This is a genomic window from Spirillospora sp. NPDC029432, assembly GCF_040703975.1.
Classification (GTDB): domain Bacteria; phylum Actinomycetota; class Actinomycetes; order Streptosporangiales; family Streptosporangiaceae; genus Spirillospora.
In genome coordinates, this window is sequence record NZ_JBEZWH010000006.1 from 104,428 (window position 1) to 117,362 (window position 12,935).

Annotated in this window: 10 protein-coding genes; 3 read left to right on the forward strand and 7 right to left on the reverse strand. The window is 72.6% G+C overall.

The window, feature by feature from the left end:
* Positions 1–23 precede the first annotated feature (23 nt).
* From AB0881_RS06745 to AB0881_RS06775, 7 genes are all read right to left on the reverse strand, one after another.
* Positions 24–1,472 carry an aldehyde dehydrogenase family protein gene (locus tag AB0881_RS06745; RefSeq protein WP_366614833.1) on the reverse strand — a complete coding sequence of 483 codons (1,449 nt, stop codon included), beginning with the start codon at positions 1,470–1,472 and terminating at the stop codon, positions 24–26.
* Positions 1,469–2,521, reverse strand: a complete 1,053-nt coding sequence (locus tag AB0881_RS06750) for a hypothetical protein (RefSeq protein ID WP_366614835.1) — start codon at positions 2,519–2,521, stop codon at positions 1,469–1,471. The genes AB0881_RS06745 and AB0881_RS06750 overlap by 4 nt, the downstream gene beginning before the upstream one ends.
* A gap of 30 nt (positions 2,522–2,551) precedes the next feature.
* Complete coding sequence (gene asnB, locus AB0881_RS06755) at positions 2,552–4,351, reverse strand: asparagine synthase (glutamine-hydrolyzing) (protein WP_366614837.1); 1,800 nt, start codon at positions 4,349–4,351, stop codon at positions 2,552–2,554.
* The gene (locus AB0881_RS06760; protein WP_366614838.1) at positions 4,339–5,361 is read right to left on the reverse strand and encodes an alpha/beta hydrolase-fold protein; all 1,023 of its coding nucleotides are present in this window, start codon (positions 5,359–5,361) and stop codon (positions 4,339–4,341) included. Before AB0881_RS06760 ends, asnB begins: the two co-directional genes overlap by 13 nt.
* Complete coding sequence (locus AB0881_RS06765; RefSeq protein ID WP_366614840.1) at positions 5,358–6,749, reverse strand: MBL fold metallo-hydrolase; 1,392 nt, start codon at positions 6,747–6,749, stop codon at positions 5,358–5,360. The genes AB0881_RS06760 and AB0881_RS06765 overlap by 4 nt, the downstream gene beginning before the upstream one ends.
* A 4-nt stretch (positions 6,750–6,753) precedes the next feature.
* Positions 6,754–8,106, reverse strand: coding sequence for an SUMF1/EgtB/PvdO family nonheme iron enzyme (locus AB0881_RS06770; protein WP_366614842.1), 1,353 nt, complete (start codon positions 8,104–8,106; stop codon positions 6,754–6,756).
* Between the two features lie 563 nt (positions 8,107–8,669).
* Positions 8,670–9,797, reverse strand: a complete 1,128-nt coding sequence (locus tag AB0881_RS06775; protein ID WP_366614844.1) for an MFS transporter — start codon at positions 9,795–9,797, stop codon at positions 8,670–8,672.
* A 291-nt stretch (positions 9,798–10,088) separates the two neighbouring features.
* On the opposite strand from AB0881_RS06775, the gene AB0881_RS06780 reads away from it, so the two are divergent.
* Genes AB0881_RS06780 through AB0881_RS06790 form a run of 3 tightly spaced genes read left to right on the forward strand, consistent with a single transcriptional unit; the run spans position 10,089 to position 12,898 of the window.
* Positions 10,089–10,784 (forward strand): ABC transporter substrate-binding protein, encoded by a 696-nt coding sequence (locus AB0881_RS06780; protein ID WP_366614845.1) that lies wholly within the window; start codon positions 10,089–10,091, stop codon positions 10,782–10,784.
* Entirely contained in the window at positions 10,781–11,602 is an 822-nt protein-coding gene (locus AB0881_RS06785) for an amino acid ABC transporter permease (protein ID WP_366614847.1), read from the forward strand. Before AB0881_RS06780 ends, AB0881_RS06785 begins: the two co-directional genes overlap by 4 nt.
* Positions 11,603–12,898: an ATP-grasp domain-containing protein gene (locus AB0881_RS06790; RefSeq protein WP_366614848.1), complete on the forward strand. Its 1,296-nt coding sequence runs from the start codon at positions 11,603–11,605 to the stop codon at positions 12,896–12,898.
* The last annotated feature ends 37 nt before the right edge of the window (positions 12,899–12,935 follow it).

The following is a 12,935-nucleotide window of genomic DNA, read 5'->3' on the forward strand; positions in this document are numbered from 1 at the left end:
GCCGCCACCTCCTCCTCACCGTGTTAGCCGTGCGCCATGAAGACCGCCCGGGTGGCGGTGTACTGCTCCTGGGCGTGCGCGCCGAGCTCCCTGCCGTAGCCGGACAGGCCGATGCCGCCCACGCTGACGTGCTCCTCGGTGTCGCCGAAGGTGTTGACCCACACCATTCCGGCGCGGAGGGTGCGGGCGGCGCGGTGCGCCTGACGCAGGTCGCGGGTCCACAGGGACGCGGCGAGCCCGAACCGCGTGTCGGCGGCGAGCCGGAACGCCTCGTCCGCCGAAGGGGCGTCGATGACCGGGAGCACCGGCCCGAACACCTCCTCGCGGGCGACCGGCATGTCCGGGCGCACCCCGTCCAGGACGACCGGAGCGACGAAGTAGCCGCCGCCGGACGGCTCGGCGCCGCGCGGTCCGACGACCCGCGCCCCGCCGGCCAGGGCCCGGTCGACCTGCCGCGTCCAGTGGTCGCGCGCCTCCAGGCTGACCAGCGGTCCCAGTTCGGTGGCGGGATCGAGAGCCGGGCCGATCGGCCTGGCCGCCGCGGCGCGGGCCACCTGCCGGGCGAACTCCTCGCGCACCGGGCTCTCGACGATGAGCCGTCCGGCGGCCACGCACATCTGGCCGGTGTTGCCGGTGAACCCCTCGACCAGGGCCGCCGCGGCGGCGTCCAGATCGGCGTCGGCGAGCACCACGAACGGGCTCACCCCGCCGAGCTCCAGCGACGCCGGTTTGATCCCTTCGGCGCACAGGGCCGCGACGTCGCGGCCCGCGGACGTCGATCCGGTGAACGAGACCGCGGCGACGCCGGGATGGCGGCACAGCCGCCGGCCCGTCTCCGGCCCGCCCGTGACGACGGCCAGGACGCCCGGCGGCAGGCCCGCCTCGTGGGCCAGCTCGGCGAACCGCAGCGCCGTCAGCGGCGTCTCCTCGGCCGGTTTCAGCACGGCGGTGTTGCCGTACGCCAGGGCCGCGGCGATCTTCCAGACCGACAGCAGCAGCGGGTAGTTGGACGGTGCGATCGCCGCGCAGACCCCGAGCGGGATCCGGTCGGTGTAGGCGAACGTCCCCGCGTCCGACGGGTTGACCGCACCGGAGGGCCGCATCGGCGCCCCGGCGAAATAGCGCAGGGTGCGGACGGCGAAGGCCATCTCGCCCCGCGCCCGGGCGAGCGGCTTGCCCGCGTCCAGCGCCTCCAGCTCCGCGAGTTCGCCGGCGGCCCGGTCGACCGCGTCCGCGAGCGCGAGCAGGAGGTCCTGCCGGTCGCGCGGATGGCGTCCCGCCCATTCCGGGAACGCCCGCGCGGCCTCGGTGACGGCCGCGTCGAGCTCCTCGGCGGACGCCTCGGCGAACTCGGCGATCGGCGTGCCGTACGACGGGTCGTACAGCACCCGCGACGGCCCCCGCCCCGGTTCGATCCGGCCGCGTACGGCCACGCCTCCGAGCCGGTCCAGCAGGCCGGGACGCGGGGTCATGGCATCGCCTCGGCGAGCGCTTCGAGGAACCAGGCGCGGTCCATGCCGACGGCGGTACTCGCGAGGAGGGTCGCCTCGACACCGCCGTGCGCGTAGACGGCCTGGAAGGGGCCGTACCGCTCGTCGATCCAGCCGAGCTGCACCTCGGCGCCGGCCACGCGGACGGTGTCGCGCTCACCGGGCTGGTCCTCGGGTTCGGCGGGGACCCGCAGGCTGCCCCGGCCGCTCTCCTGGGCGATCAGACGCAGCTCGCGCCCCCGCTCCGGGCGGCCCGAATAGACGGCCTCGACCTCTTCGCGGCCCTGGTCGTCGGTGAACCGGGCCGCGCCGTCCAGGTCCAGCCCGCCCAGCGCGAGCGGCAGCCCCAGGCCCGCGACGAGCCGTTCCGCCGCCGCACCGCTCTCCCACCGGCACTCGCGCGACCGGCGGCGGCGGAACGTCCACAGCCCCACCGGGACGTTGACGGCGGCGGCCTCCGGCCGGCGCGCCCAGTAGCTCAGCGCGGCGAACGGCGTCGCGGCGAAGTCGGCGAGGACCGCCGGCTCGGCCGGGCGCATCGCCCTGTAGAGGTCGAGGATCTCGGCCTCGGAGAACGTTCCCCGCAGCACCGACAGCTCCACCGTCGTGCGGTCCAGCCGGGCCGACGCGGCGGCGTTCTTCAGGTAGTCCGTGCCGAACCACACGACGTGCCGGTCGTCGATCGGGGCCGCGTGGGTGCGGCTCTCCCAGAGGCAGGGGTGGTCGAGCGCGGGGAAGGCCCAGTCGTACAGGAACTGCTTGACCCGCAGCCGGCGCCCGGATCCGGCGATCTCGAAGCGGTAGGCGGCGGGGTTGTTGTCGCTCCACGGGGTGCGGCCCGCGGTGTGCCCCTCGACCCGGCCCGGCGGGGCCTCCTTGCGGAGGGTGCCCGTCTCCAGCTCGCACCCGGCGGGCACCCGCCCGGGGGTCCACAGTACGAAGTTGCACCACGGCTGAGCCTGCTCGGGCGGCACCGCCGGCGGCGTCTCCGGGAGCTCCGCGGCGTCGGCGAGGGTCCGATGCTTCCACACGCGCCCTGTACCTCCTTAGTGGGATGTGACTCAGTGGGATGTGACTCGGATGGGGGCCGGATCGGCCGGCCTCACGCGGAGCCCGTCGAGCCAGGTCCGGGCCGAGAACAGGAACATCAGCTCGCCGATGCCCAGCCCGTCGAGAAGGGCTCCGTCCAGCCGCAGATCGTAGGGCAGCCCGCTCTCCCGGACGAGGCCGGCGAGACGGTCGCGGAACGCCGGGTCGCCCGGCGACGGGAAGCCCTTCTTCGGCCGGTTCAGCACGCTCTCCGGCAGCAGGTCCCGCACGGCCTGCTTGAGGAAGGGCTTGACCGTTCCGATCCCCTCGCGGTTCTTCAGGTGCTCCGGCATGCCGAACGCGATCCCGGCGAGGGTGACGTCCTGGAAGGCCGGCCGGTCCTCCAGGGAGAACGCCGACGAGCAGGCGTCGACCATCTCGTTGACGTAGACGAGGAAGCGGCGCATCAGGTGGTGCCGGCCCCGCTTGTGCGGGTCGAGCGTCTCCAGTTCGCGGTACGGGGCGAGCGTGCGCTCCCACACCAGCTCGGTGATGTCCGGTTCCGGCACGCCCAGCTGCGCGCCGAGCGCGTCGAGCATGCGGTGCCAGCCGGGCCGCTCGTCCCGGTACAGGCGGGTCCGCAGGTAGTGCGCGCCGTGGGTGTCGAGCGGGCGTGCGGGATCGGCGATCGGGAAGTAGCGGCCTTCCTGGTAGCCCCACAGCTCGTCGGAGCCGTGCCCGGAGAACACCACGGTCCGCCCGTCCGCGGCGATGCGTTCGTACGTCCGGAACAGCGCGAGCTCGGCACCGTGCAGGAACGGGCGTTGCAGGTGCGGCGCGATCCGCGCGGCGAGGGCGGCGACGTCGTCGACCCGGATGTCGCACAGGACCGGTTCCCGGCCGCCTCGGCGCGCCACCTCCACCGCGTAGGGGACGTCCTCGTTCTGGTGCGGGTCGGCGCCCTCGTAGCGGACGACGTACGGCGTCACGTCGCAGTCGAGCCGGCGCAGGGCGCCGAAGACCGCGGACGAGTCGACCCCGCCGCTGACCACGGCCGCCATCGGGACGTCGGACGGCCGGCGCATCGCCACCGCGTCGCGGAAGGCCGTCCGCAGCGCTTCCGGGGCGACCGGCTCCTCCGCGGCCACCGGGGCCCAGTACCGTTCCCGCCGGACGGAGCCGTCGCGCAGATCGACGGCGAGGGTGTGGGCGGGCTCCAGCGCGTGGACGCCGTCGATCCACGTCTCCTCGTCCACCGCGTCCATCCGCACGTACGCGCGGTACAGGAACGTGAGCGGCTCCACCGCGGCGTCCAGCAGGCCGGAGGCCAGCAGCGCGCCGGTCTCCGAGGCGAACAGGAGCCCGCCGGCGGCCCGTGCCCACACCAGCGGCTTCACGCCGAAGTGGTCGCGGGCCAGCACGAGGCGTCCGCCGCGCCGGTCGTGCCATGCCGCCGCGAACATGCCGTCGAGGCCCGGCAGGGCGGCCTCGGACCGCTCGTACACGATCCGCAGGAACTCCTCGGTGTCGCAGGCGGTGCGCAGCGGCCACGGCGGGGCGCCCGACGGGTTCCGGTCGCGGTAGAACTCCCCGTTGTAGACGAGGGTGACCTGGCCGTCCGGGCTGTGCATCGGCTGGGCGCCGGCGTCGCTGAGGTCGCGTACGGCCAGCCGGGTGGCGCCCAGCATGACCCGGCCGTCGGACGAGACGTGGACGCCGTCGCCGTCCGGCCCGCGGTGCCGCAGTGCGGTGGTCATCCGCGCGCCGAGCGCGGCGAGCCAGTCCCGGTCGCGGGGGCCGTCGAGGCTGGCGAAGCCCGCTATCCCGCACATGGCGCACCCCAGTGCCGTCCGAGCACGGACAGGGATCGCGCGAAGCGGTGCTCGATCCCGTGATGGCCGCCCGCGTGCTCCTCGAACGTGTGCGGCACGCCGGCGGCGGTCAGCGCCGAGTGGAGGGCCCGCACTCCCCAGCGCATCCCGTACTCGTCCCGGCTGCCCGCGTCCAGGAAGAAGCAGCCGAGTTCCCGCAGCGCGGGAGCCCGCTCGGCGGCGGCCCGCACCGGGTCGTGCGACAGCCAGGACCTCCAGACCTCGTCGCGGAACCGGCCCGTGTCCGGGTCGCAGACGAACGCGGCGGCGGGGTCGCGCGTTCCTTCCGGGGCGTAGCAGGCGCCCATGGCGACCAGGCTCATCGCGACCATGAACGCGGCGTCGAACGGCCCCTCGTAGCCGGGGCCGGTCAGCGCGGCGATCCCGCCGCGCTCCGCCAGCGTGTCCAGGACGCGGGGCAGGAGCGACAGGTAGCAGTGCTCGAAGCCCGCGTCCGGCGTGTGCGCGATCACGTGCCCGAACACCCCGGGGCGGAGCGCCGCGGCCATGATCGCTCCATAGCCGCCGCTCGACTTGCCCGCCACCGCGCGGCCTTCGGCCGCCCGCACGGTGGGGAACCGCTCGTCCACCGCCGCCACGACCTCGTCGACCAGGTACCGCTGGTACGGCCCGCACATCGGCGAGTCGAGATACTGCGACCCGCCGAAGCGGGTCGTGCAGTCCGGGAGGACGACGTAGGCGGGCGGCAGCCGTCCCGCGCCGGCCAGGCCGCCGATGACGCCGGCGAGCCCGCCGCCGAGCACGTGGTCACCGAGCAGGCCGCGGCCGCGCGAGCCGAACCCGCTGAGGAGGTACACCGCGGGCAGGGGCCGCTCCGCCGGCTCCCGCGGAGCGAGCACCAGGATCTCGCGGCGGTGCGGGTCGCCGAGGGGGTTGCCGGCGAGCAGGGCGCTCTCGTGCTCGATCGTGACGACGGTGTGGCCCGCGTGGTGACGCACGTCCGCCGTCATCGGCCGTCCCGTGCCAGCTCGGCGTTCACGTGCCGGACGTACCAGCGCGGATCGTGGAAGACGGCCGACAGCACCGTGTCGTCGCTCGTCCACAACCCGTACGAGCTGCCGAACAGCAGCTCGGCGTCGAAGAGCGCCTGCAACGTGGAGCCGGCGATCCTGGTGGAGCCCGCACCGTCGTCGGTGTCACCCATGTCCCCCGAGCCGCCCGTGTCGCCCGTGAACGGCAGGACGCGGCCGCCGGCGAAGTCGAGCGCGAAGTGCCGGGGGGTGCCGGTGTCCTCGGTGACGGTCAGGACGTGCCCGTCGCCGTTGTCCACGGCGCGGTACCACAGCTCGGTGCCCACGAGGTGATCCATGAGCCGCCCCACCAGCTCGGCGGTGGGCTCGCGCTGCGCGCCGACGCGGTCGTGCTCCGGGGAGAACGCCGGGATCTTCACGTCCGGGTCGAGCGTCACCGCTTCGTACAGGGCGGCGAAGTCGTGGTCGGTCCCGGACAGCTCGGCCTCCCCGCCCGCCACCTCCAGCGTCTGCCCGGGCCCCCACAGCGCGCCGGCCCGCCCGGTCTCCCCCAGCCGCTCCAGCGCCTGCCAGGGCGTGAACGGGAACAGAGCGTCGTTGCACCAGGAGAACGCGCCGTCCTCGGCACGGACCCGCCACCCGAACGAGGACGGGATCGTCAGCCGGGCGTCCACGGTGGCGGTCCAGCGGTCGAAATTGGCGCGGGCCCGGGCCTGGACGTCCTCGATCCCGCCCAGCGGGCGGCGCTCGGTGAGCACCCCCGGTGGCGCGATGCTGTGCGCCGGGATGAGCGCGACGTCGACGCCGGGGGCGTCCGGGCCCGAGAACCACGCCTCGGTGTCCGGATGCAGCATCGCGTCGCCGCACAGCATCACCGTGGCGTCGGGACCCTCCAGGAGGAGGGTCATCTCGGGGAAGGGCACCCGGGAGACGGACGTGCGCAGCAGGGTGTCGCCGAGCTGGACGGTGTCGCCCGGCTGGACGCCGCTCGTGCGGGTGAAGCCGAGCCGCCGCAGCGTCCAGCCGATCGCCTGATGACCGAGCCCGGACACGCTCGGCCGCGGCCGCCCCGGGTGCCGGGGCCAGACGCAGTGGGTCTCGGCGGCGCGCGCGGGCGGCTCGTCGAAGTCCACCTCGGGGTCCTCCGACAGCATCCGGAGGCTCGGGAAGTGGTGATGGTCGAAGTGGTGGTGGCTGAACACGATGTGGTCGACCCCGCCGTCCAGGACGTCGAGCAGGCCGTCCGGCACGGCCGGCAGGCGCTCCCAGAAGCGGTCGAGCCTTCGGGTCAGCCAGGGATCGACCAGGATCCGCTCGGATCCGGTCTCCACCAGCACCGCGGCGTGGCCGAAGGTCGTCAGTCGCATGGCGTCAGCTCTCCACCGGGTAGACGCATCGGAACCCGATCTCGTTGTGCTTGTCGGTCAGCAGGTCCTTGCCGCGGTAGTAGGTGGTCAGGCAGACCGGCGGGGAGGTCCAGGTGCCGCCGCGCAGCACGTAGAACGCCTCCCTGCGGTTCATGAACTCGACCGGACGGCGGTGCTTGAAGAACGGGTCCATGTCCGCCCGGGTGAAGAAGTTGGTGCGGGTCATCTCCCAGACGTTGCCCGCCATGTGCAGGAGGCCGTACGGGCTGCCCCCTTCGGGCAGGCTGTCGGCCGGCATCACCGGCCGCTTCGGCACGTCCGTCGCCGTGACCGTCACGAGGAGGCGTTCGAGGTCCGCCAGGTCGTGGACCTCACTCTCGAAGGCGCGCTCGACGTAGTTGGCACGCGAGGCGTCCCAGTCGTTCCCCCAGGGAAAGACGCGCCCGTCGGTGCCGCGCGCGGCCTTCTCCCATTCGTCCTCGCTGGGCAGGCGGCCGCCGGCCCATTCGGCGAACGCCCACGCGTCGTACCAGTCGATGCCGACGACCGGCATGCCGGGCTCGTTGAAGCGCGGGTCGTGCCGGTGGGCGGGCCTGTGGTCGGGACGTTCCGGCTGGTCGGGATGGTCGAAGGCGGTGCTGTCGCCGATGTCGTCCAGGAACCGCGCGTAGCGCTCGTTCGTCACGGCCGTGCGGTCGATGAGGAAGGCGGGCAGGTCGGCCGCGCGCAGCGGGTTGTCGGTGTCGTTGATCTGGAACGGGCCGATCTCGCCGGCCGTCGCTCCCGCGACGAACGGCCCGGCCGGCACGCGGACGACGTCGTCGCAGGCCCGCGGCCTGGTCTCGGTCGCGTTGCGGATGACCTGGCCGAAGTGCTCGTTCTCCAGGGCGCGCAGCTCGTCGGGGTCCTCGCTGCCGAAGATGGCGACCAGGGCGCGCTTGGTCAAGGCCGCCCCGCAGCCGACCGGCTTGCGGGCGTAACCGGGCCGGGTGAAGTTGCTCGGCCAGCCGGAGATCCGGATCAGGTCGCGCGCCGCGAGCGCGATGCGCCGCTCGCCGCACACCCGGATCGCGGTGAAGGAGACCGAGTCAACCTCGTCGTGCGTGGCGGCCGCGATGGCGGCCTGCGCCGCCGGCCGGTCGGCGAACCGGTCGCCGAGGATCCGCACGCACGCGGCGCGTACCGGCCACTCCGGGTGCCGGTGCGAGAGGTCGCAGAGCCGGTCCAGGCCGGCGGACCGGTCGAGGTCCGCCGTGATCCGCTCGATGCCGTGCCAGTACGCCTCGTCGCCGGCGCCGTCACGGTCGACCGTCACGGTGCCGATGTCACCGCCGTGGAGGTCCTTCGCTGGCTCCATGTGCCGTCTTCCCTTCCGCGTGATGGGCCTGCTCGTCAGGCGGGTTCTTCAGGGCCGGTTCTTCAGGGCGGTGCCACCCGCGGCCCTGCGGCCGCGGGTGACACCGTTGGGAGTCAGCGGAACGTCACCACTTGGTGACCTCCTCGTCCTCGCGAGTCTCCAGGAACTGGCGGTCCGTCATGTCGTGCACCTCCTTTCCCTCTCGTCGTCGCGCAGGACGGCCACCGGTGCGAACCGACGATCCGGTTCCACCGGCTAATGGTCGTCCTGGGCATACCGGGACCGATCCGCTCAGGGCGGATCGGTGGTCAGAGAAAATGCTCGACTTCTACAGATCGGCGCAGCCCGCCGATGCCAGTCTCGATCTTTCGCGGACGGACGGAAAGCGATCGATTCAGAGGGCCTCCGGCACGATAATCGCACGGCGCCGATATCCGACGATCCGAGATCGTAAGAGCCGGGATGTTCAGAGTCAACAGACCGAAAAGGCGTTCAACCATTAAAAGCGGCCCCGGCCGTCACCATGCGCGACGGCCGGGACGGGCCGGGTCAGGGTGCCGCGGTCACCGGACGCGACGGCGGCGGAGCCAGGGGGCGGCCGTCACCAGCGCCGTGACCGCGAGGACCGCCAGGAGGGCGGCGATCGGGCCCGCGAGGTCGGAGAGCAGGCCGATGAGCAGGATCGACGCGATGACGCCCGCGGGCAGCAGCGTGGCCCGCAGCGTCACCACGACCGGGACCTCCTCCGGCCGGGCCCGCGCCAGCAGCCGGTTGTTGAAGACCACGTAGGCCACCTCGAACAGGACGAGGAACACGACGTATCCGGCCAGCGTGGGGCCGACGCGGCCGATCGCCATCGCGGCGGTCAGGGGCAGCATCGGCGCGATCGCCCAGACCTCGGCCGGCAGCCGGACGAGCCGCTGGGCCGGCAGCGCCGCGAAGGAGCCGGCGAAGATGGCGACGGCCGACAGCGCGACGAAGACGCCGACGAGCGAGGTCCCGCCGCCGAGCAGGTCGCGCGGGACGACGTTCACCGCCACCGTGTGGAAACCCTGCCAGAAAGCCACCAGCAAGAACAGTGTGAACAGGCGCCGGAGGACCGGGTCCTCCAGCCGGATGCGCTGCCGCCGTTCCGGGTTCCGCGCGTCAGCCCCCGGCCCGGCCCCCGCCTTCGGCAGCAGGAGGGCGAGCAGCAGCGAGGCCGCCAGCGTGAGCCCGTTGAGGGCGAAGAAGGCGTGCAGGCTCAGCGCCGCGCTCGCCGGGCCGGCGACGGCCGCCCCGGTGCTCGTGCCGGCGAGCTTGCCGATCTCGGCGAAGGTGTTCGCGCGGTTCAGCCGCCGCTCGGCGACGGCCTGGCGCAGCAGCACGGAGGTGGCCGAACGGGTCGTCGCCTCGCAGAATCCGCGGACGAACACCACCGACACCGCCGCGACGACCAGCGCGGTTCCCGAGACCGGCAGCACGGCGAGCACCGCGGTGAGGCCGAGGCTGGTGGCCTCGGCGATCCGTACCAGGCGCGCCGGATCGCGCTCGCCCAAGGCCCGGTTGAGGAGCCGCGCCAGGAGGAGCGCGGGCAGCCAGGGGGCGCTCAGGACCGCGCCCGCCAGCAGGCCCGACCCGGTCGCCTCGCTCACCTCGGTGGACAGCCTCAGCAGAACGAAGAAGCTCCCCAGCGTATTGAGGAAAAGCAACGCGAGCACGGTATTCGGCGCCCACGCGGACCTGCGGTCCCGCGTCGGCGAACGGCCCCTCGCGGCGTTCAAGAAGTGTCGCCCGCCTTTGACTAGATGGGACTGTTTCATAACCATGTTGATGTCTACATGCTCCTAGGGCACCGCCGCCAGTCATGACAGGAAGACAAGGATGTGTCATCGGTGTATCGGTTAGTCCTGCTTCTCATCATCGGAACACTGGTCGGATCAGTGAGCGCGTGCGGCGCGAATTCGGGCGGCGCGAGATCGGCGGACGGCAGCGTCCCCATCGTGCGGCAGGGCCGGCTGACCGTTTGCGCGCAGCTCCCCTACAAGCCCTTCGAGTACATGGAGGGCGGCAAGGTGGTCGGGTTCGACGTCGCGATCCTCGAACTCGCCGCGAAGCGGCTCGGTGTGGCGGTCCAGGTGATCGACACCCCGTTCGAGACGATCAAGACGGGCGCGGAGCTCAACGCCGGCCGCTGTGACGTCGGCGCCGGCGGCATGACCATCAACGCCGAGCGGAAGAAGTACATCGACTTCTCCGAGCCGTACTTCGAGGCGACCCAGACGCTCCTGGCCGGGCCGTCGGTCAAGGCGACCACTCTCGACCAGGTCAAGGCGGCCGGGCTGCGCCTCGGCTCGCTGGCCTCCACGACCGGCGAGGAGTACCTGACCGGGCGCGGTTTCGACCCCAAGTCCTACGACCTGGCCGACGCGCTGCTCAACGGCCTGCGCATCGGCGACGTGGACGCGATCATCATGGACAGCCCGGTGGTGGCCGACTGGCTCAAGGACCCGAAGAACTCCGGTTTCCGCGTGCTGGCCGACCTGCGGACCGGCGAGACCTACGGGTTCGCCTTCCGCAAGGGGCGCAGCGGCGCGCTCATCGACGTCGTGAACTCGGCCGTCCGCCAGGCGAGGGCCGACGGGACCTACACCCGCATCCATGAGCGGTGGATCGGGCCGTACCGGAAGGCGCGGTGACCGCCCCGGCCCTCCCCCGCAGGGTGTGGGTACGCCTGCGGCCGGGCCGGCGCGCCGTGCGGTACGGCGTTCACGGCGCCGTCCTCGCGGGACTGCTGGTGCTGCTGTCCCAGGCCGACTGGGCGCAGCTGGGCCGGCAGTTCGCCCAGCCCGACCTGGCGCGGGCGCTCTTCCCGCAGATCCTCACCGTCGCTCTCGTCAACACGCTGGTCTACACGCTGAGCGGCTTCGCCTTCGGGCTGTCGCTCGGCCTGGTGATCGCCGTCATGCGGATGTCGCGGATCCGCGTGTACCGCGTTGCGGCCTTGCTCTACGTAGAGGTCTTCCGTGGCCTGCCGTCCCTGCTCGTCTTCATCTTCGTCGGGGTCGGCGTTCCGCTGGCCTTTCCCGGCGCGCAGATCCCCGGTGGGACCTACGGCAAGGTGGCGCTGGCGCTGGGCCTGATCTCCGCGGCCTATGTCGCCGAGACGATGCGCGCCGGGATCGAGGCGGTGCCGCGCGGCCAGGTGGACGCCGCCAAGTCCATCGGCATGACCGACGCCGCCGCGATGCGCTGGATCATCCTCCCGCAGGCGGTCCGGATGATGATCCCTCCGCTGACCAACGAGTTCGTGCTCCTGTTCAAGGAGTCCTCGCTCGTGCTGTTCCTCGGCGTCGTCCTGAGCGAGCGGGAGCTCGCCAAGTTCGGCCGCGACCTGGCCGCCACCTCGGCGAACACCACCCCGATCGTGGTCGCCGGGCTGTGCTACCTGATCATCACGCTGCCCCTCGGCCAGCTGGCGCGGCGCCTGGAGGCTCGATCGCACAAGGAGAGATGAATGAGTGACCGACGGCATGTCGTCCTGGTCGACACCTACACGCCGACCCGGCTGCTGGCCCCCCGGTTCCGCGCGCTGGGCTACCGCTGCGTGCGGGTGCAGAGCACGCCCGAGCCCCCGCCCCTGTTCGCCTCCGATCAGGTGCGGCACGACGACTACGTCGCCTCGGTCGTGCACGACGGCGACGTCGCCGCGACGGTGGAGGCCGTCGCCGCCTTCGATCCGGTCGCCGTCGTCCCCGGCGGTGAGGTCGGTGTGGAGTTCTGCGACCTGCTGAGCGAGCGCCTCGGAACGCCGACCGCCAACGGCACCTCGCTCAGCGCCGCGCGGCGGGACAAGCACACGATGGTCGAGACCATCAAGCGGGCCGGGCTGCGCGGCGCGCGCCAGCTCCGTGTCGCGGACGCGGACGAGCTGGCGGACTGGCATCGCGACCTCGGCGGGCGCGTAGTGATCAAGCCGCTGCGCAGTGCGGGCGGCGACGGGGTCTCCTTCTGCGACACTCCGGCCGAGTCGGTGCGGGCCTACCGCGCGCTCCTCGGGTCCCGCGACATCTTCGCCGGGCGCAACGACAGCGTGGTGGCGCAGGAGTACCTGCCGGGCACCGAGTACATGGTGAACACGGTCAGCAGGGACGGCCGCCACCATGTCTGCGACATCTGGAAGACCACGCGGATCAACGCCAACGGGATCACCGATCTCTGCGACGCGCTCCGCCTGATCGCGTCCGACGAGAAGGAGGTGCCCGCCCTCACCGCCTACGCCGGCCGGGTGCTGGACGCGCTCGGGATCCGCCACGGGCCCGCCCATGTGGAGATCAGGATGACCCCGGACGGTCCGTGCCTGGTCGAGGTGGGCGCACGGATCGCCGGCGGCGACATCCCCTACTACGCCTCGCTCGGCATCGGCGAGTCGCAGATCGACTGGACCGTGGACGCGTATGTCCGGCCGGAGCGCTTCCATGAACGCTGCGGCCGGCCTTACGAGGTCCGCAGGTTCTGCGCCATGGTCGCCATGGTGTCGCCCTATGAGGGGACGCTCCGGGAGTATCGCGGCGCGGAGGAGATCCGGGCCCTGGAGAGTCTCCACGACATGAAACTCCTCGTGAAACCGCAGGGCCGCTTGCGCCGAACGGTCGACGACCTCAGCTACCCGGTGATCGTCACACTTATGGACCCCTCGGACGAAGTCGTGGCGCGCGACATCGGCACCATTCGCTATCTGGACGGCCCGGGTTTCTACGACGTCGAGCCGGAACCGGCCAGGGCCGGCCACGCCGGCGCCTGCACCTGGTGAACGGGATGCGCGAGCACGTCCAGGCGAGCGTCCAGGG